The 19,921-nt window shown below is 62.1% G+C and carries 14 protein-coding genes, 1 pseudogene and 1 riboswitch; of the genes and pseudogenes, 9 read left to right on the top strand and 6 right to left on the bottom strand.

The window, feature by feature from the left end; genetic code table 11:
* Positions 1–135: 135 nt before the first annotated feature.
* Entirely contained in the window at positions 136–534 is a 399-nt protein-coding gene (locus LJE91_03255) for a PIN domain protein (GenBank protein MCG6867762.1), read from the bottom strand.
* A gap of 312 nt (positions 535–846) precedes the next feature.
* On the opposite strand from LJE91_03255, the pseudogene LJE91_03250 reads away from it, so the two are divergent.
* Positions 847–1,747, top strand: a pseudogene (locus LJE91_03250) (tyrosine-type recombinase/integrase).
* 311 nt (positions 1,748–2,058) lie between these two features.
* On the opposite strand, the gene LJE91_03245 reads toward LJE91_03250, so the two are convergent.
* Positions 2,059–2,667 (bottom strand): 2OG-Fe(II) oxygenase, encoded by a 609-nt coding sequence (locus LJE91_03245; GenBank protein ID MCG6867761.1) that lies wholly within the window; start codon positions 2,665–2,667, stop codon positions 2,059–2,061.
* 4 nt (positions 2,668–2,671) lie between these two features.
* Positions 2,672–3,721, bottom strand: a complete 1,050-nt coding sequence (locus tag LJE91_03240) for a hypothetical protein (GenBank protein MCG6867760.1) — start codon at positions 3,719–3,721, stop codon at positions 2,672–2,674.
* Between the two features lie 187 nt (positions 3,722–3,908).
* Between LJE91_03240 and LJE91_03235 the strand changes: the two genes are divergently transcribed.
* Positions 3,909–4,517 carry a hypothetical protein gene (locus tag LJE91_03235; protein ID MCG6867759.1) on the top strand — a complete coding sequence of 203 codons (609 nt, stop codon included), beginning with the start codon at positions 3,909–3,911 and terminating at the stop codon, positions 4,515–4,517.
* A 105-nt stretch (positions 4,518–4,622) separates the two neighbouring features.
* Here LJE91_03235 and LJE91_03230 read toward each other — a convergent pair whose 3' ends face one another.
* Positions 4,623–4,829, bottom strand: coding sequence for a hypothetical protein (locus tag LJE91_03230; protein ID MCG6867758.1), 207 nt, complete (start codon positions 4,827–4,829; stop codon positions 4,623–4,625).
* 687 nt (positions 4,830–5,516) lie between these two features.
* Here LJE91_03230 and LJE91_03225 point away from each other — a divergent pair.
* The 5 genes from LJE91_03225 to cysG are packed head-to-tail and all read left to right on the top strand — an operon-like array spanning position 5,517 to position 10,953.
* Positions 5,517–5,975 (top strand): sel1 repeat family protein, encoded by a 459-nt coding sequence (locus tag LJE91_03225; GenBank protein MCG6867757.1) that lies wholly within the window; start codon positions 5,517–5,519, stop codon positions 5,973–5,975.
* A gap of 40 nt (positions 5,976–6,015) precedes the next feature.
* Entirely contained in the window at positions 6,016–7,062 is a 1,047-nt protein-coding gene (locus LJE91_03220) for a MoxR family ATPase (GenBank protein ID MCG6867756.1), read from the top strand.
* 53 nt (positions 7,063–7,115) lie between these two features.
* Positions 7,116–8,360: a VWA-like domain-containing protein gene (locus tag LJE91_03215; protein ID MCG6867755.1), complete on the top strand. Its 1,245-nt coding sequence runs from the start codon at positions 7,116–7,118 to the stop codon at positions 8,358–8,360.
* Positions 8,360–9,481 carry a sulfur reduction protein DsrS gene (locus LJE91_03210; protein MCG6867754.1) on the top strand — a complete coding sequence of 374 codons (1,122 nt, stop codon included), beginning with the start codon at positions 8,360–8,362 and terminating at the stop codon, positions 9,479–9,481. The genes LJE91_03215 and LJE91_03210 overlap by 1 nt, the downstream gene beginning before the upstream one ends.
* 17 nt (positions 9,482–9,498) lie before the next feature.
* Positions 9,499–10,953: a siroheme synthase CysG gene (gene cysG / locus LJE91_03205; protein MCG6867753.1), complete on the top strand. Its 1,455-nt coding sequence runs from the start codon at positions 9,499–9,501 to the stop codon at positions 10,951–10,953.
* Positions 10,954–11,549: 596 nt separating this feature from the next.
* Here cysG and LJE91_03200 read toward each other — a convergent pair.
* Positions 11,550–13,835 carry a DUF1631 domain-containing protein gene (locus LJE91_03200; GenBank protein ID MCG6867752.1) on the bottom strand — a complete coding sequence of 762 codons (2,286 nt, stop codon included), beginning with the start codon at positions 13,833–13,835 and terminating at the stop codon, positions 11,550–11,552.
* Between the two features lie 252 nt (positions 13,836–14,087).
* Positions 14,088–14,317: riboswitch (cobalamin riboswitch) on the top strand.
* Positions 14,318–14,449: 132 nt separating this feature from the next.
* Here LJE91_03200 and LJE91_03195 point away from each other — a divergent pair.
* Positions 14,450–16,426 carry a TonB-dependent receptor gene (locus tag LJE91_03195; GenBank protein ID MCG6867751.1) on the top strand — a complete coding sequence of 659 codons (1,977 nt, stop codon included), beginning with the start codon at positions 14,450–14,452 and terminating at the stop codon, positions 16,424–16,426.
* A gap of 102 nt (positions 16,427–16,528) precedes the next feature.
* A complete protein-coding gene (locus LJE91_03190; GenBank protein ID MCG6867750.1) occupies positions 16,529–17,821 on the top strand; it encodes a hypothetical protein in 1,293 nt (430 codons plus the stop codon).
* A gap of 320 nt (positions 17,822–18,141) precedes the next feature.
* Here LJE91_03190 and LJE91_03185 read toward each other — a convergent pair whose 3' ends face one another.
* Positions 18,142–19,560 (bottom strand): FAD-binding oxidoreductase, encoded by a 1,419-nt coding sequence (locus LJE91_03185; GenBank protein MCG6867749.1) that lies wholly within the window; start codon positions 19,558–19,560, stop codon positions 18,142–18,144.
* Positions 19,561–19,921: the final 361 nt, after the last annotated feature.

Genomic DNA, 19,921 nt, shown 5'->3' with positions numbered 1-19,921 from the left:
GTGTTTTCCGGGCCATGGAATCTGTGCGCGTAGCGGTAATTTTGCGGGGGTTTGCGATCGACTGCGCAAAACCCCTCGGAATTATCCTAGCTCCATAGCCGGTGCGGGTTCGAGCAACCTCAAAACGGTGAAACTTCAGTTCACGGAATTGTATCCGTGTATTTTTTCAAGGTTCACTATATGCTTGAAGTTCCAACTCACCAGGACGTCCACACGATTTATTGTAGCTGTTGCGATGTGTTGTGCATCCACTCGACTTTTCCGAGACACAACACCTTCTTTCAGGTACGTTTCTGCCAGGTCGCCCGCTTCTTCCGTAAATTCTATGAGTTCCATGTGGTCCCTCGGTACCGAAAGCAAAACATCGCGAACAGCTTGCGGTGCCGATTCCAGTTCCGCAACGGTGAGATTTGAAACTACGAGCACCGTTGACCCTGCCTTGAAGGTTTCGAACAACGTCAAAGATCCTTCTTTGAATTCAACATCGAGACATCCGCCGATTACGGACGTATCTGTGTATATTCTACTTTTCATTTTCACTTATGATGTATGGTCTGCCTTCCTGCCCAACATATAATGGGCGGAGAGAATCCGTAATTGCGCTGGGAAAGTCTCTGCCCAAGTGGATGTTCCACAAAGATCCTGCCAAATAAGGTTCTAGAGTATGGAGAGAGTATAGTCCGTCGTCAGATCAATCGGTTGTGGATTCCCCGTGGCAGGTGTATGCAGGGTGCCTGAGGGTCCGTCCGGGATATTTGGTGGAGATCTTCCGTCTAGCATGCTTGCACGCTGCTTGGCATTTAGACGACTGTATGTAGTGACAGCATTGATGGGGCAAGGACAGCCATGGGACGGCGAAAATCTCTGTTTCCGGAGGAAGTACGGGCGGCGATCCGGGTCCGACACTACAGTTATCGGACCGAGCAGACCTATCTGGACCGGATCAGGCGGTTCATTTTGTTCTCTGGCAAGCGGCACCCGGGGGAGATGGGCGAGTCTGAAGTCGGCGAGTATCTTATTCACCTTGCAGCGGAGAGGCAGGTGGCTCCGGCCACGCAGAATCAGGCGCTGAACGCGCTCGTTTTTCTGTACAGGCACGTTCTCGACAGGCCGCTGGATCTGATCGACGGTGTGGTTCGCGCCAAGCGGCGCGAGAGGCTTCCTGTGGTCCTGACGCGTGATGAGATTCAGCGCGTGCTTTCGAACCTTGACGGGGATCACTGGCTGGTGGCCTGTCTGCTCTACGGCTCCGGGCTCAGATTGATGGTGTGTATGCGGCTGCGCGTCAAGGACCTGGACCTGTCCCACCGAGCGATCTACGTACGCGACGGCAAGGGCGGAAAGGATCGCGTGGTTACGCTGCCTGAAGACCTGCTTCTACCGCTGCGTCGTCAGTTGGTGAAGGTTCGAGGGGTACACGAGAAAGATCTGGCAGTATGTCTTTCCCGCCTCGAAACGATCGACGGACCCCCGCTCCGGTGAGCATCGTCGCCATCATCTTCACGAAAGCAGCGTGCAGAAGGCGGTCAAGCTCGCATTGAGAAAAGCCGGCGTCGACAAGCCGGCCAGTTGCCACACGTTTCGCCACGCCTTCGCGACCCATCTGCTCGAACGCGGCGCGGGCATCCGAACGGTTCAGGAGCAACTGGGGCACAGCGACATCAGGACCACCCAGATCTACACGCATGTGATCCGGCGGGGTGGGAATGGCGTGATCAGTTCGCTGGATGGTCTGCTGTCGCGGTAAATCGTACGGCGCGTCGAATGTTCCGGGACAGTAGCCGGTTTGCCGACCCGGTGTGTGATCGATTAAGGCGATTGCCGGAAAATGACATACCAGATCGCGCCGGATTTTCGTTCGTCATCAAGGCGCGACAACAGGCGCATAGTCGAACTATGTAACGGTTGTCGCAACACAGAGGACGAACGAAAAGACAAGCAGGATGGTATGTCATTTGACAGAAATCGCCTAAGCGTTGAATCATGTCGGTCATGGGGTCGGAAGGGCGAAGCAACAAGGATTCCAAACCCTGCGGACGAGGCGAGGGACCTCCGGGATCAGGCGAACACCACCCAGGTTGTGGCGATGTACTTGACACCTTTCTTTAACTGCACGCCGCGGTGCTCGTGGGTCCAGAAGGGGGGGAAGAGGATGAGCTTGCCCTTGTGCGGGGTGATTCGGACATCCTGAAAAAGGAACTCTGTCTCCCCGCCGGGCCCGTCGACGTCGTTCAGGTACCAGACGGCGACGAGTTGCCGCTGGCTGAACTGGTGGCTGCCGCCGTCGATGTGCCAGTGGTAGTACTCGCCCGGGTCAGTGCGCTGAATGGCGTAACCCATGTCCTTGAACGGGCCCTTGAAGTAGGGAAAGCCCTCGCGGAATTCGAGCATCGCGCGGCCCAGGGAGCGAAACAGCGTCCTGTCGATGTCCTTCCAATGCGGTTTGCCGCTGACCACCAGATCGGTCGACTTCTTGATGCTGTCGTCCTCGTGCATCGACTGTCCGATCCTTCCCGGATACTGCTCTTCTCGCGCGGCCTCGAAACGCGCGACCATCTCGTCGCAGACCGCATCCGGCAACGCCGCGTCCTGCTCGAAGATGAAGCTGTGAGGTTTGACCTCGCGCAACGTGGACAAGCGCGTGCGGATCGAGCTGTCGTGGTACATGGGGCTACGCCGTCAGGCGTCGTGATTCGACGTAATGCTCCAGCGGTTGACGGGCGTCCTCGCCGTGCGAGTGATGGATCTCGAGCATACCCCTGGCGGTTTCCAGCCAGTGCGAGCGCCCCGTTTCGACGACCTCGCGCATCGCGTCCAGGCTCCCGCCGCCGGCCCATTCGTCGTAGGCCATGCCGATCCCCGGGAAGAGGTCCTTGCGCATGGCGGTGAGGTTGGCCATGTAGAAGTGTAGCGAGGCCTCGGCGCCGCTGTAGATCAGTGCGGGCAGGGTGGTCAGGGTGTCCGCGAGGTGATCCCTCACCGCCCGCGCCATGATCTCCGCTCGGGAGCACGATGCCGCCATCACCAGCTCTCCCCACTGATTGCCAAGCAGCTCGCCGGCTTGAACCTCGCCAATCTCATGCTGGACGACCGGCTCCACCTCGGTCTCCATCATTGCTTCAAGCGCCCTCTGTACGTCGTGATCGAAGTCGTAGAACGAGATGGCGCGTTGCATGGCGTTTTCGTACTGGTGCCATTGCCATTCCTGGAACTTTTCCCAGATCATGCGGGTCAGCGATTCCTGGCGGACGTAGATGGTTTGTCCCAGGGTCATTGCCGGTGGGGAGGTCAGGTCCCGGGCCAGTTCCTTTCCTGCGACCAGGATACGGTATTCGTCGTGGTCGCTTCTGTCCTTGAGATGGCCTAGAAAGAAATGGGCCGTGCCCCGGCGCCCGATACCGCCGCTGTAGACGAATCCCTCTTCCAGCAGATGGCTATTGACGGCATCGGCATCGAAGGGTTCGAGCCTGTCGCCGTCGATCTCGATTGGCCGGTATTGCTCTTTCTCCAGGTGTTCCCAGCGCTGTTCGCGTTCGGTCAGCCAGCTTCCGATCTCTTCCTTCGAAATATTGTTCTCGAAACCCAGCCCCTTCTCCCAGCGAAACAGCTCCCGCATTTTCAGCAGATAGATGCACAGCGTGTAATCGGAGGCGTGTTGTGCGTCGGTGATGTCGCAGTTGTGCTGTATGGTTTCGCGCAGCTTTCGTGTGTTCAGTGCCATCCTGACCTCAAACCTCAAGTATCCCGCGAATCCGCACCCGGGTCCGATCGCACGGGTCGACCAGACTACAGGTCCTTGAGCGGAATAAAAACCACCAAAAATCAATGGGTAAGATCGGCCTCCATTGCATTATACTACCTTCGGCAATAGGTGAGGCGAGCCGCGTACCTGCGGTGGAGGATGAATCATGGCGCGGCTGAAGTCCCGTTGGAACCAGAAAGACAGGCAACGCAGCATCGACGATATCGCCGGGGCGATGGGCGCGAACATCTGGCGCATCGCGGGCGACGGACTCCTGAATCTGGAGAACGAGGGATTCGAGACCAAAACGCATTCCCAACGGCTCGACGTGATCTGCGAGTTCGTCGTCTACCTCATTCATATGACTGACAGGCTGCTTTACGGTGAATACGAGGAAGACGTGCGCCGGGCGTTCATTGTCGCCCTGGCGAGACAACTCGTCAGTCTGATTGACGATAATCGCCAGGACGCGAACGGGCCGGGTGACTATCGCGAGGAGACGGTCGCATTCATCAACGATCGAATGACCGAATACTCGGAGTTCGCTTTTGACCGCGACGAGGGGCCGGGATTCGGCCTGCGGCGTAATCTCGGTCAGCATGTGCGGGACCGTATGGGCGCGAAGGACAACAAGTGGATCCCAGATTACGTGATCGATCTCGAGGCGCCGAAGGCGATGGACGCACTGCAGCGATCGCTGCAAGGGATGACCGAATCCGCGCCGACAATGCGGGATTCGATCGTGCCGGATGGCGGGGTCTGGGGCGAGGGGTAGTCGATCGATCGGCAGAATCACCGCAAACATCGCGGCCAGGCCGAAGCCGCAGGCGGACGCCGGCCAGGTGCCGCGCACCCGGCTGGTGCCGAAGGTGTCAGCAGTTCAGGACTTGACCCACTTGTCGAAGTTACCCGTCTCCTTCTCCTCGCCGTCGGAATAGCCGGCATCGTACGCCTCCGAGACGCGCTGCTCCTCACGCTTCGGGTGACCAAGATAACCGCCCTGCCATCCCAGGACGTATTCCGGGTCAACGCCCATCTCATCCATTTTGGCGGTAGCTTCTCTGTAGTCTTCTCCGGGGTGTGCCATGGTTTTCTCCTCTAGTAGACAATATCCTAACGTGATTCGGTGGTTGTGCACGGGCTGTTACCTGTTTCTCCCGGGCCGGGCGGCGAATTATTCCACAAGCACTTCAATTATTCAGAGATCCCTGGTTCGTCAGACCTGCTCGTCGATCTGACCCACCGACTTCGGGATTCTCCAGTCGACGCGCGACCGCGGATACCGACAGATCCAGACCAACGCCGGCCGCGAGAAGCCCCTTGCGGTGCATGACGCCATACTTCGCTCCGGCCCCCGGGTACACGCATTGATCGGTATATACGCGTCATCGCCGGTTGCTTCAGGTTCCGAAAGCATGGTTGATTCTTTTATAAAATCAACAAGATACTCTGAAATATGATCGGCGGAGAATAACCGGTTTGGGGGCGTCCCTGAATATCCCCAAGGGGGGGATGGAACGTCGCGATCGCGGCGGAGCACGCACTGACGGTACGGGCCGGCGCATCCATCGTGATGACAAGTTTCTGAAAATCCGCCGAAAACACCCCGTGAGAGTCCCACCAACGGGGTATTCTTGCCTCGTAATGCAAGTGGTTACTATCTACCCCTGCCATGGGTCCCCGGGATGTGCCATCCTTGCAGACTTGCAAGGGCCTGCGCTGCCCCGAGTGACGCTGTCCAGAACTTCATAGCGGTAAACAGGGAGACGGTCGAATGGGTGATACCCCCGCACAGCATCAAGAAGCCGAGTTACAGATGAACTTAAACAGTGGCATGGCCGCGTTCGAGGCGAAGCATTTCTCCCGGGCCATGCAACTGCTGTCACCACTGGCTGCCCGAGACAATGCCGAGGCGCAGCACAGGCTGGCGATCATGTATCAGAACGGTCTTGGGGTTGTGGCCAATCCCGAGGCTGCCGTGAACTGGATGCGCAAGGCGGCGGAAGCGGGACACGCCCTGGCGCAACACGGAATGGGATTCATGTACATGGAAGGCGACTGCGTGGAGCAGAACGGCGCGGAAGCGGTGCGCTGGTTCACCAAGGCCGCCGAGCAGGGTCTGGCCGGTTCGCAGGCCACGCTGGCCATGATGTACGACGAGGGCCGGGGTATCGAGCGTGATCCCGAGAAGGCCCGGGAATGGTACAGAAAGGCGGGTTTCGAGAGGTCCTGAGGGAAGATTTGGGGGCTCCGCCCCCCGGGTGAACTGAACCATGCGACCGGCACACATCATCTCCATACTGGATCGGGAATTCCTGGGCGCCCGCGAGGGCCATCACACGCCGGTGATGCTGTGGGGCCCGCCCGGGGTCGGCAAGTCGCAGATGGTGGCGCAGATCGCCGAGCGGCATGGGGTCCCGGTAATCGACATCCGGCTCTCGCAGATGGAGCCCAGTGACCTGCGGGGTATTCCGTTTCGCATTGGCGAATCCGTGGAGTGGGCCGTGCCGGCGATGCTACCGGATGAAACGCGGCACGGGTCGCAGGGCGTCCTGTTCCTCGACGAGATCACCTCGGCCGCACCCAGCGTTTCGGCCGCCGCGTATCAGCTCATTCTCGATCGCCGGCTGGGGCACTATTTCGTCCCCGAAGGCTGGGCGATCTTCGCGGCCGGTAACCGCCAGGGCGACCGGGGTGTGACCTATACCATGCCCGCGCCGCTGGCCAACCGCTTTTCCCACTACGAGGTTGAGACCCATCTGGACGATTGGGTGTCCTGGGCGTACGGTAACGGCATCGACGAGCGCGTGATCGGATTTCTGCGGTTTCGGCCCGACCTGCTGTTCGATTTCGACCCCGCCCACAATCCGGTGGCGTTTCCCTCGCCGCGCTCCTGGGAATTTGCGCACCGGGCGCTGCAGAAATTCATCGATCGCAGCGATCTGCTGTCGGGCGCCCTGCAGGCCTGCGTCGGACCGGCGGCCGGCGTCGAACTCGGGGCCTTCGTGGCGAGCCTGGACCAGATGCCGGACCTGGAGGCGATCCTGCGCGGCGAGGAGGCTTCTGTGCCAGAGGAGATCGACCTGCAATATGCGGTCGCCGCGGCGCTTGTCGGGCGTGCCATCCGTGCGCGCGGTACCGCCCAGGCGGACGAGACCTACAGCCGGATCCTGGAATACGCCCGGCTTTTTCCGCAGCGCGAGATGGGGGTGATGATGGTTTCGGACATGCACCGCGCGATCGGCGAGGCCCTGTTTCAGTCCCCCGCCTTCTCGGCCTGGGCAAACGATATCGCGGACCTCATGCTCTATGAGACGTAGACGCAGTCCTTCGCAACTTGCGTCCAGCCCGGCGTATCGCGAGTAATCGTTTCGTGGATCTCCAGTCGATCGAGAACAAGCTGTCGGCGGCGCGCACGCGGCTGATACTCGACAAGCCCTTCCTGGGCGCGCTGGTCCTGCGCCTGCCCCTGGTCGCGGCGGACCCGAAGTGGTGCCGCACCACGGCGACGGACGCACGCAAGTTCTATTTCAACCCGGAGTATATCGAGGCCCTGCGGTCCGACGAGACGCAGTTCATTCTGGCGCACGAGGCGCTGCACTGCGCCCTGTCGCATTTCGCGCGGCGCGCGCATCGCATCAAGCACCGCTGGGATCTCGCCTGCGATTTCGCCATCAATCCGCTGCTGGTGGGCGACGGGCTAGTGCCGCCGCCCGGCATGCTGATGGAGGACAGCTATCGGGGGATGACCGCCGAGGAGATCTATCCCTTTCTGGAGGATAAGGACGACGAGTCCAAGACCCTGGATCAGCACGTCTACGACCGGGACGAGGCCGACGAAGGCAAGCGCGACGCCGGTGGCGGGGAAAACAAGGCCCCGAAAGACAATCCGCGGGACGGGGGACAGACGGCCAACGATCGGCCGGAGGCCGTCCCGGACACCGAACGGGGCGGCGCGCCGCAGCCACCCCCACTGAGCAGTTCGGAACGCGAGGCGCTTGCCGTACAATGGCAGCAGCGCCTGGCCGGCGCGGCTCAACAGGCCGCCCAGGCGGGCAAGCTCGGTGGCGAACTCGCGCGCATGGTGGATTTCCTGCTGCAGCCACAGTTGCCCTGGCGCATGCTCCTCGCCCGCTACATGACCACCGTCGCCCGGGACGACTACAGCTATTCGCGTCCGAATTCCCGGCGGGGCGACCCGGCTATCCTGCCGTCGCTGCGCAGTGCACAGATCAATCTCGTCGTCGCGCTCGACGTCTCGGGTTCCGTGTCAGGGACGGAGATGACGGAGTTCCTCTCGGAAGTGGATGCACTCAAGGGACAGATGCGCGCCAGGATCACGCTGCTGGCCTGTGATGCGAAACTCGCCCCGGATGCACCGTGGTGCTTCGAGCCCTGGGAGGCGTTCGCACTGCCGCGCTCGTTCAAGGGTGGTGGCGGTACCAACTTCAATCCGGTATTCGAGTGGGTCTCGGCGCAGGACATGCAGCCCGACCTGCTGGTGTACTTCACCGACGCGCAGGGTAGGTTCCCGGATCTTGCGCCGGCCTACCCGGTCATCTGGCTGGTCAAGGGAAAGACACCCGTACCCTGGGGGCAACGGGTGCAGCTGAACTGATGCAGTTGTCCGGCGAAGACACCCTGCGTCTCAACGTACTACTCGCCCTGGATCTTCAAGCGGTCCGAATCGACGAGTCACGCATGGTCGTGCACGCCCTCTCCGACAAGGGTGAGGCGAAGGTAAAGCTCTATCCGACCGGCCGGGACGAACCCTATCTCAAACTGGTCCGGCAAACGCTTTCGACCCGTTTTCTCGGTTCCCCGGGGGGGTTCCCGGTCTATCTGCGGCGGTGGACCCGCATGGGGCAGGCGCGCAGTGACAGCCTGGAAAGACTGTTGCTGCTGGGCGAGCCCGAGGCCGTTGCCGCGGTGGTTCACGCCCCGGGTCTGACCAACGAGATCGCTCGACGCGCCTGGTGGGCGGACCCGACCGCGCCCAACGCCAGGCGTATGCTGGAGCGCGAGGCCGTCGCCGGCGGCTCGATGGGTCCGCACCTGGCGGCGTTTCTCCTGGAGTTCCTGCCCTTCGAGGAAGAGCCGCAGGACATGATCGATTCGGTACGCCTGATTCTGCAGCCGGGGTTGACGAGCCGGGAGCAGCGCGATGCGCTCTGGGCGCGCTGCAATCGGAAGAACTCGTACTATGTCGGATTTCTGGCCGCCATTCCGGACGCGTTGCCGGAACCCGTCTCGCCATATCCAGGCGTGGCGGGCGTGGAGGCCGCGCTGGAGCCCCTGATCAACTCGGGCAATCCCTTTGCGCGACAACTCGTCCGGGTGCTGGGCGCGGCGGGTCAGCGCTATCTGCTGACGGCGGAAAAGGTATTGCGAAAACCGGTAAACCAGGACGTCGTTGTCGCGTTGCTCGACACGGTCGGGGACTATTTCGCCGGCGTGCGGCCGGACGAGGAACGCAGGCGCGCATACTCGGCCATCGACGTGGCGGCCGGGGAGTTCTTCGGGGACAACTGTCCCGATGAACTGAAGGCGGTCCTCGAAAGGGCGCCGGCGCAGCGCGAACGCCTGCGCGCGATGGTGTCGCTCTCAATGATCGGCGAGCAGCTCGTGGCGCCGATCTTTGGTGTGACGGATTCGATCGGTACCGTCATGCGCAGGAAGATCGAGCCCGTGACCGGGCCGATACTCGAACAGTTCGCCCTGTTGAGGTCGGACGATTGAGGCCGGAAGGAGGCCCGATGGAGCGGTTACCCATATTTCTCGATGTCAAGGAACAGCCCTGTCTCGTCGTCGGCGCCGGGGCGGTCGCGGCGCGCAAGGCCGCGCTGCTGAGCGTCGCCGGCGCCAGTGTGATCGTCGTGGCGCCGGCGGCGGGGCGCGAAATGCAGGAGCTTGTCGATACCGGAAAGGCCCGGATCGAGTCGCGGCCATTCGTTGCGGAGGATCTCGAGGACAAGGCACTGGTCATTGCCGCGACGAACGATGCCTTGATAAATCGTGAGATCGCCGAGCTGGCGCGGGCCCATTTCATTCCGGTCAATGTCGTCACCGGGTCGGGGGACGGCAGCTTCGTCATGCCCTCGATCATCGACCGTTCGCCGGTGCAGATCGCCGTCTCGACCGGCGGGGCGTCCCCGGTCCTGGCGAGGTTGCTGAGAACGCGACTGGAGATCTGCACCCCGGCGGCCTACGGGCGCCTGGCGAGGCTTGTCGAGTCTTGCCGGGCCAGGGCCAAGGAGGTGTTTCCACGGGTCGAGCGGCGCCGCGCGTTCTGGGAATCCGTCCTGGAGGGGCCGATCGCCGAGATGGTCTTCGCGGGCCGCGACGACGCAGCGCGCGAGGAACTGCGCCGCCTGCTCGACGAGGCGGAGGGGGAACCACCGCACAGCGGTGAGGTCTACCTGGTGGGCGCCGGACCCGGGGACCCGGACCTGTTGACTTTCCGGGCCGTGCGTCTGATGCAGAAGGCGGACGTGGTGGTCTACGACCGGCTCGTCTCTCAACCGGTGCTGGACCTGGTGAGGCGGGACGCCGAGCAGTATTACGCGGGCAAGGAGCGCTCCCGTCACGCGATCCCCCAGGAAAACATCAACCAGTTGCTGGTGAGGCTCGCCCGGGAGGGCAAGCGTGTCCTCCGGCTCAAGGGTGGCGATCCCTTCATCTTCGGTCGTGGCGGGGAGGAGATCGCCTCCCTGATCGAGGAAGACGTCCCGTTCCAGGTGGTGCCCGGCATCACCGCGGCGGCCGGCTGCGCGGCCTACGCCGGTATCCCGCTAACCCATCGCGACTACGCCCAGGCCTGCATCTTCGTCACCGGCCACCTCAAGGACGGATCGGTCGACCTCAACTGGGAGATGCTCGCGCACGAGCGACAGACCGTCGTGTTCTACATGGGGCTGCACGGGGTGCGGGTCATCTGCGAACAGTTGAAGATCCATGGATTGGCCGGTTCGACGCCCGCGGCCCTGATCACCCAGGGCACCACACCGGATCAGCGTGTTCTGCTCGGCGACCTGGAGAGCCTCCCCGGATTGGTCGAGAACAACGACGTGAAGCCCCCGACACTGATCATCGTCGGCGAGGTCGTGCGGTTGCACGAAAAACTGCAGTGGTTCCACCCCGAAACCGATGTCACGGCGGAGGCGGTCAGGAACTATTCCGGCGTCTCCGGGCTTGACGGGAGGGATTCGTAATCGAACTGCTCGGCGAGGGTAAGGCGAGGCCCGAGCTGAACATCTACGACGCCGCTGGTATCGTCAGCGCACTGGGGCCGGTGACCGCGCCCTGAGGCGTGAGGGCTCCGGAGTTCAGCCCATACAGCGATGCCTTTTCCTGCGGCCGACCCTCACCGAGCGGCCTTTGCGAAACCAGAGATGCTTGAGAAGGCGGTGGAGATTCCGTCGGTATGGGCTATGGTTTATCCATTTCACCAGTCCCGAGTGCACAGACAAAACCGCCTGCACGAAAGCGACCATCAAGGCCTTCGATATCCGGCAGGGGAGGGAGAAACGGTTTTCACTGTTTCTAGGAGCCTGTCGGACTGAGGATTAATCTACTGCGCTGATGGGAGTTCGGCTCAAATGCCCCCGATTTTTCGTTGCGTAGGCCCACTATGCGCCTCAAAATCGTGAACATTCGATCTCGCTCTCCCATCATGCTCGCTACGATCACCTAAGTCCGACAGGCTCCTAGAGCGAGGACCGGGTCTCTATCGACTCGAGCCGCAGTCGTGAATCGGGTATAGCACAGCGCAGAGCCAATGGCTCTCGCGTGCCACGTTGGACTGCATTCAGGCAGCCGTCGATTGATGCAGGTTGTTGTCCTGGATATTGGTGATCACCGCCGACAGGGCCCGGTCGAAGCAGGAGGTTTCCTCGATCAGGCGGGATCGGCCCTCGCGCAGGTCGTCCAGAAAACCCGCTAGATCGACCTCGAGGGCGTCGTGACCTTTCCGGTCGGCAAACAGCAGCTTTCCCGTGTCCTTGAGAATGGTCGACAGCTTGAGGCGACGTTTGGCATGATCCTCGCCCCGGTAGATCTCGAACCAGGAGCGCGGTTTCACCTCCGCTGGGATTCGGTCGAGAAGATCCTTCACCAGGTCTTCGGGCGTGCCCGCGTTGGGGTCCACCTCGGGTAGCAGGTTCTCGATATTCGGTACGGGGAGATCTTCGGGGATCTCCGCACCTTCGACGACGGCGGCCTCTCGTTCCTCGGTTTCCTCATTCAGGAGATTGCCGGACCACGCATGGAACCAGTCGCGGAATCGCGACAGGATGCCTTTCTGACCTTCCTGGAGGGTAAAGGACTCCGACAGCGTGTCGCTGATCTCGTCGAAGAAGGTTTCGTCCTTACCGATCAGCGCCTCCACCTCGGCACGGGTCCGTTCCGGCTGCACGGCCTCGATGATGTGCCTGAGCGCACCGACGGCTTCCCCCCAGTTTTTCGAGTCCTTGCCGTCCCTCAGGTACAGCATGCCCATGTAGGGTGCCCAGCACTTCAGGATGAACTGGATCCCCTCGGCGGGTACCTGTTTCTTGCGAATGAAGTGATTGACTGTAGAGATGACGTGCCGCTTGGCGGCGGAGCGGCGGGCCTCTCGTACCGCTTCCTGAAGGGTCCGTACCTCGTTCTCCTCGGCTTCCGAGCTGTCGCGTGCGGTCAGTTCGGCGAGTTTGCGCAGGGCGTCTTCAAAGGGCTGCGTGTCGGTATCGAAGTCGGCGAGGATGGTTTCGACGATACTCTGGAGCCGGAAGAACAGCGGGTCGTCCCGGTCTTCGAGCCCGATGCCGATCTGAACCAGCTCGTTGAGGACGCGTCGCGCGGGATGGTCCGGGTGCTGGAAGAAATTGAAATCGAGCAGGGCCAGCTTGATGATCGGGATCTGCAGCCGGGAGATCAGCGCCTTGATCGCGTCGCTGACCGAGTTGTCCTCGAAAAGACCCTGAAAGATCTGGCTGACGAAGTCGATGACGCGCTCTTCGCCCTCGGTAATCTTCCACGTATCGCCGCTCCCGGCTTCCCCGGAATAGGCAGCCGCCAGTTGCCCCTTGATCTCGTCCGCCGCCAGGGCGACACCGTCTGCCGACGCCGCGCGCTGCACGGCGGTGAGCGCCCGCACCACGGGACTCGTCGAAGCGACCGCCGCGAACAGGGCAGGCTGACTACCGGTCGCGGTGGGATGTGGGGCCTGTCCGGCAGGTCCTCCTGCGATGTAGGATCGCAATGCCCCCAGGGCACCGGAATCAATGCCGCCGGACCCCGCCGCCTGGGGTGCGGCGCCGATCCCCGGGTAGAGACCGGATTCATAGCCGGCGCGGGGATCGAGGTGTCTGGCCTGTTCGACGGAGGAGCCAGCGGTTCCTTCCGGCGCCCATCCGGCTGGGATCTGCGGGTGTGCACCCGTCGGCATGCGTTCGGACCTGACGGCATCGCGGGCCTTCAGCGCGTGCCGCATGAGGTGGTCCGAAGCCAGGACATCCCCGTCGATTAGGAGCTGGTTGACGGCCTGGTAGAATTTTTCGATTCCCGCAGCGATGTACCCGTCCAGCAAGCCAAACAGGATCAGTTTGCTTTCGGTCTCCAGGTCCATCGCGGACAGCGCCTGCTCGATGGCCTTGTAAATCTTCTCGGGGTGGAACCCCGTGGGCTCGATTCGCGCCCCGCTCAGGAGTGCAAGTTCGGCAAGACGCAGGTCGAGGTGGAGGAGCAGCTCGCGGTAGGACTCGTTGGCCTTCTGGATGCCCCGGGTACTGGCTACGGCGAGATCCATGGCGTCTGCGCCAACCAGCGACAGCCCGTCGATGTCGTCGAGCGCGGGGAGTTGGGCCGTTCCCGGCCGACCCTTCACCAGTCCACCGAGCAGGGTGTCGATCGCCTGGGAACGGATGGTCTCGTAGTGCGTGCTGAAGGTATCGAGCGCGTCGTAGCGCGTATACATGTTCTCGGCGTTAGGATCGGAGCGAAACTCGGGGTCGCGCGCCCTTTTCAGCGTCTGTTCGAAGGTCGCGCCCATCATGTCGCTCGCCCGAGCCCTCAGTTTCGGGATGAGTGTTGAGTATTTGGCGTTCTCGTTCATCGCATTCAATGAAATTTTCCGGAACGCACCCCGGTCCGTCGTCGCCGGGCACGGGGTCAGACACGTTCCGCGTGATATTGGATTAAAGCATATACCGATTTGAGGGTAGGCGCATTGAGAAAAGTCCATATTATCAGACCACTTAGCCGCGCATCCATGCCGCCTGTCGGTACCTGCTCGGGACCGGCGGGTCGGCTCCGCAGGGGTTTCGCCGGGTCGCGAACTCCCTGTAGAATTGGACCGAAATCGATTCTCGATCTGTTTGCCACGGGTGTCCCCGAGCCTATCCGGGTAGGGGATGAAACGGGAAGCCGGTGTGTTGAGAAACGCAAGTCCGGCACTGCCCCCGCAACGGTGATCGGGTCTGGCGCGGGTCACGACGCCACTGTGTGATGACACGGGAAGGCGATCCGCGCTGCTGTTCTTCCTCCGTGAAGAACGACCCGTCAGTCCGGAGACCGGCCCGCGGCATCTGAGTTCCGGTCGCGGCGGGCGAGCGGGGCAGAGCCAGCGGCGGCCCCCCGTGCTCGCTTTGTCTCTCCACGCTTCCTATTGTCCGGCTGTCGTCGAGGTCCCCCGTGTCGAGGGACCAGGGATGGATAGGTTTCGGAAGCATGAAGTGGACAGCGGCTCTCCTCTCGGTGGCAATGGTGGGGCACGTCGGCGCCGAGGAGATCGAGACCCTCGATCCTCTCGAGGTTACGGCCACGCCGGAGCGCACGCGCCGTGTCGGCGACGTGGACCTGGCCGAGACGCCGGCGGTGGTCACCGTGATCAGGCGCGAACGCTTCGAGGGAAGCTTGACCAGCCTGGGTGAGGTCATCGAAGCGGAGACAGGTGTTCAGGTACGGCGTTCGGGGGGCCTTGGCAGTATCTCCGAGGCCTCGCTGCGTGGCGCATCGAGCCAGCAGGTCATGGTCTATCTCGATGGACTGCCACTCAACCAGGCCTTTGGCGGGGGGGTCGACCTGAGTCGGGTCAGCCTCGCCTCGGTCGGTGCCATCGAGATCTATCGCGGTATCACCCCGATACAGTTTTCCCGGGCCTCCCTGGGCGGGGCGATCAATATCCGTACCCCCCGCGCGAGTGAGGGGAATCGGACCTCGACCAATGTCGGGTACGGATCGTTCCACACCGTGGAGGCGGGCCTGCTGCATCAGGGAGAGCACCGCGGTTGGGAAACGGTGCTTTCGGCCGACTACCTGAACTCGAAGAATGATTTCACCTTCGTCAACGACAACGGCACGGACCTCAACTCGGGTGATGATCGCGAGGAGCAGCGCAACAACGCCCAGGTGGAGCGAGGCGGGGGGCTATTCAAAACCGGTCGCCGTCTCGGCGACGACGTCCGGCTCGACCTCATGGTCACGGGTTTCGGCAGGGATCAGGGACTGCCGAGTGTCGACAACAGTCCCGATACCGTGGCAACCCTCGATACCCGGGAGTTCAACGGCAACCTGCGGCTGAGTGCGGAGACACTGGCCGACACTCCCTGGAACGGCAGCCTGAGGCTGTACGGCGGAACCGTGCGAGAGGACTTCGACGACAGTCTCGCGCAGATCGGACAGATCGCGAGCGACACCCTCGATCATACTCACCGATACGGCGCGCAGGCCTATGCCGAGCGTGCCGTTCTCGACAGCACCATCGCCGCGATCCTCGACGTGAGCCGGGAGACCTACGAGTCGGAGGACCAGCTCGATCGCAGGGAAACCCGCGAGGCGTCACGCAACTCGCTGGAAGCCGGGATGCAGGCATCTCTGTTCTGGTTCGACCAGCGACTGCTCGTCGTCCCGGCCCTGCGCTATCTGGTCAACCAGGACGCGTTCGGTGACCCCTCGGGGCCACGTACCGAATCCTGGTGGAGCCCGCAACTGGGTCTCAAGTACGAGGTCACCCCCGGGCTGGACCTGCAGGCAAATGCGGGGCGCTACGCCAGGCCCCCGAGCTTTTTCGAGCTCTTTGGCGACCGCGGGTTCATCATCGGCAACAGCGAGCTCGAGGCGGAGTCCGGCATCAATCTGGATCTGGGCCTTTTGTACAACGCCTACGCCCCGGCTGCCTGGCTCGACAGCGTCGAGTTGCGCGCCACGGGCTTCTACAGTGACGTCGACGACCTCATCGCCTTCGTCTTCGACGCGCGCGGCGTGGGTAGATCCGTCAATATTTCCAGCGCCAGCATCGTCGGGCTGGAGCTCGGTACTACCCTGACGTTTCCCTCCGATACCCTGATGACCGTCAACGCGACGTTTCTGAACCCCGAGAATAGTAGCGACGTGGCCGCGTTCGACGGCAAGCGGCTCCCGGGGCGCTACACAACGGACCTGTACCTGAGGCTCGACCAGTTCCTGGGCCGGTTCAAGTTCTATTACGAGTTCCTGTACCAGAGCGGCCTGTTCTACGACCGGGCCAATCTGCTTCCCGCGACCAGCGTGAACAAGCATAGCGTCGGAGTCGCCGGAGAATTCGGGCGCTGGCGGCTAGGCTTCCAGGCGGAAAACCTCACGAACCAGAACTTCGAACAGTTCAACGGCTTTCCGACACCGGGTCGGGCGTTTTTCGGGACGGTGTCATGGCGGTTCGACGGATGACGTGGGATCGGGGTGTGCAGGTCGGGAGATCTGCTTTGAGGGACGGACCGCGGGGGTCGTGAAGCGGGGTTACCCGGGACAATTGAGAAAGGGAGACGTGAAATGTTGAAACTGACAGTGGATTGGTGCGGACAACAGCCGCGGGGGTATGGGCTGCTGGCGATGGCGGCACTCAGGATCAGTCTTGCCTTGACGACGTCATTTGCCGTCGTCGCCTGCAGTGACGGGGGAGGGAATTCGCCGTTTGTGCCACCCCCGAGCGAACCGCGGCAGGTCGCCGTGACCGTGACCGCGGCGCCCGATTTCGGGAGCGGTGCCACCTCGGTCGCCGATGCCGAACCACCTCGGGATGCGACCAGCAACCTGGCGCCGACGATCTCCGATCTGGCGGTTGCCTGCCACGGCCGCTATTTCTATCGGATGGAGCGTTTCGGGGGAAACAACGTCGCCAAGTTCGACGTGGCCGATCCCGCGAACGTGGTGGCGACATCGCAGGGCGAGTCTTTCCAGTTCAGCACCGACGGGGACGAGTCGGGGGACAGCAATCCGTCCGCACTGGTTTTCGCCGGCGACACCAAGGCCTATCTGCTGCGTTACGGGTCGAACAAGGCGTGGATCGTCGATCCGTCAGCAAGTGACGCCGGGGCGTTCAAGACGGGTGAACTCGACCTCGGGGCCTATGCCGCCGGCGGCGGTGTGCCGCACATGCAGGACGCGGTGATCGCCAATGGGCGCCTCTACATCGTGATGCAACGCCTCGACGCGACGTACGTGCCGTCGAATACCGCGTATCTGGCTGTCTTTGACGTCGAGACCGACACCGAGATCGATACCGGCATGGGCGTCGCGGACGGCCTGAAAGGTATTCCACTGGTCTTACGGAACCCGAATTCGATCCAGTATCTCCCGCAGCTCGATACCCTCTACGTTGAGGCGGCGGGCCGCCTGGGGTTTCCTGCCTTCGGGGTCGAGCCCGAATACACAGGGGGTATCGAGACCGTCGATCCGGCGAGCTTCGTCTCCAGGGTCCTGGTCGATGACGGCGAGACGCACGACCATCCCTTCGGACAGGTCTTCCGAATGGCGCTGGTTTCGGCGAACCGCGGCTACTTCATCGGGACCGACAACGCCTTCGCCGACAGCACGCTCTATCGCTTCGATCCGGTTACCGGTGCGGTGCACGGCGACGTCAATGGTCCGATCGCCGTGGCCGGGCTCGCCGGACTCAATTTAACCGGGCTCGCCGCGGGGCCGCTCGGCAAGCTCTGGGTCGGCAACGGTGATCCCGCCGCCCCAGGCCTGGTGGTAATCGACCCGGCCGACGACTCGATCGAGCAGGCGCTCGTGCCGACGGGCTTGAATCCGCTCGAGACCTGCTTCGCCGAGGTGAACTGAAGACAGCAACGAGTGCTCATGCCCAGGAAAGCGTGGACCTGACAGGGCGGACGGTTTTGAGCGTGGGATGACCGGTAACGACCCAGAAGAGACATAACGACAACGCTCAGCGCCAGGCACCAGCGTCATGTTTTGCGCCGTCGATGATGGGTTCGCTGGTGCCTGTCCGCTGCCGCGTTTTGTTCGGCACCGCAGCGTCATGACCCCACCCTGGTGTCGATCCGTAGGGAGCTGGGTTTTCCCAATCTGCTCCACCGCGGTTGCACAGTGTGCCAGCCGCAGAGAGGCTTTTCACCCCGCGAGGTATTGATGTCTTAGCTTCAGGTGTTGGCCTCGTATTGCCACGCTCCCGTCTTGAACATGCCCTGGGGGTCGTGCTTCTTCTTGAGAGCCCGCAGACGCTTCATGGTTTCTTCCGGAAAGACGCGCCGCATTTCTTTTTCATTCACGGGCATGGCGTTGTTGAGATACGTCGTCACGTGAAACGGTTCCAGCGCTTCGACGAAGGTGTCGCACCACTTCTTGCTGGCGGCGCGTTTGCCGTCGTCGTCGTCGGACCAGCCGGTGAGAGCCGAGCACCACAGGCGTCCGCCGCGAGCGCCAAATGAGGTGGAGGCTGGATCAGCCTCGCCCACGGCACCATTGACCTCCATGAAGAGCAGGAACGTACACGTCTTCGACGCGAATTCGGGCTGCTTGCTCCAGGTCCTAACAGCGATGTCGACGATGGCCTGAACTGCCTTGTCGTCACTGGGATCCCAATCTACAAAGACACCCTTGTCCCAGTAGTTGACGTTGTACGGGAAGGCCTCGTCCAGCGCAGCCTGCATCGCTGTGTACGGCAGCTGGGTGTCCTGACGCACCAGCGCCCCGCCGCCATACGCTGCCACCTCGTCACAGGTCGCCGTGGCCGCTTCCTCTGTCTCGCCGACGATGAGAGGAATGACGCCACAGACCGGGTGACCATCTGGGGAGTGGAGGAACGCAAACTGAAGAGTCTCTGTGTCCTTGCGTCCGGGCCTGGCAATGCGCCCCATCCACGACGACATGACTTCGTTTGCCTTGTCGATACCCCACAGTATGGGAGCTGCGCGAATAGCCCCGGCGTTGGGCATGTCGCGGAGCTTCAACACGAATTCGGTAACGATGCCAAAGCTCGCTCCGTTGCCGCGCATCCCCCAGAACAACTCCGGATCCTGGGATTCGTCCACACGGACAACCTCTCCCTCGGCGGTGACCATTTCGTAGCTGACGATGCTGTCCACAACGGCCCCGAGCCAACGACTCAGGTGGCCGATGCCTCCGCCGAGCGCTACGCCCGCGAAACCGGTGTGTGAGACAGAGCCGGTTGCGCAGATGAGGTTGTGAAGTGCCGTCTCGTGGTCGACGTCGCCTCCGTCGGCACCCGCCTGGACATGAACCAACCTGTTCTCCGGATCGACGCGGACGGCGGTCATCTTAACCAGGTCGATTACGAGGGTATCATTCGCCATCCCGTAGGGGGAGTGGGCGCCCTTGCCGCGAACCGTGATGGGTATGTTGTTGGAGCGACAGTACTTCACGGTAGTCGCGACATCCCGTGTGCCAGATGCGACCACGAATCCCAAAGGAGTCATGCGCGTATTCAGGTCGCGATTCCAGCCCCGGAAGCGGGCGGCCTCGAACGCCTCATTATTCTCGCGCGTGACCATCTCTCCGCGTAGCGCTGGCCCGAGCTCATCGAGCCGCTTCTCGGTCATGATTTCGGTCCTTTCGTTGGGGGGGCACGCGCTCATGCTGCAACAGCGGCGCCCCTCGGCCGGGTAAAAGATGCGATTCACCATGCTCCGCGACCGCCGAGAGGTCAACCTCGAGACGGTCACCCCAGGGCGCCAGCTCCTGCGTTGCGGACATGGTTCTCCGAAGCAGCTGTGACGGATTGCTCACACCGAACATCTAAGGCGATTGCCGGAAAATGGCATACCAGATCGCGCCGGATTTTCGTTCGTCATCAAGACGCAACAACAGGCGCATAGTCGAACTATGTCACTGTTGTTGCAACACAGAGGACGGACGAAAAGACAAGCAGGATGGTATGTTATTTGACAGAAATCGCCTAAG

It is taken from the genome of Gammaproteobacteria bacterium (assembly GCA_022340215.1).
GTDB lineage: Bacteria > Pseudomonadota > Gammaproteobacteria > JAJDOJ01 > JAJDOJ01 > JAJDOJ01.
Note: the sequence above shows the minus strand (reverse complement) of the source record. Positions and strands in the feature narration are given on the sequence as shown.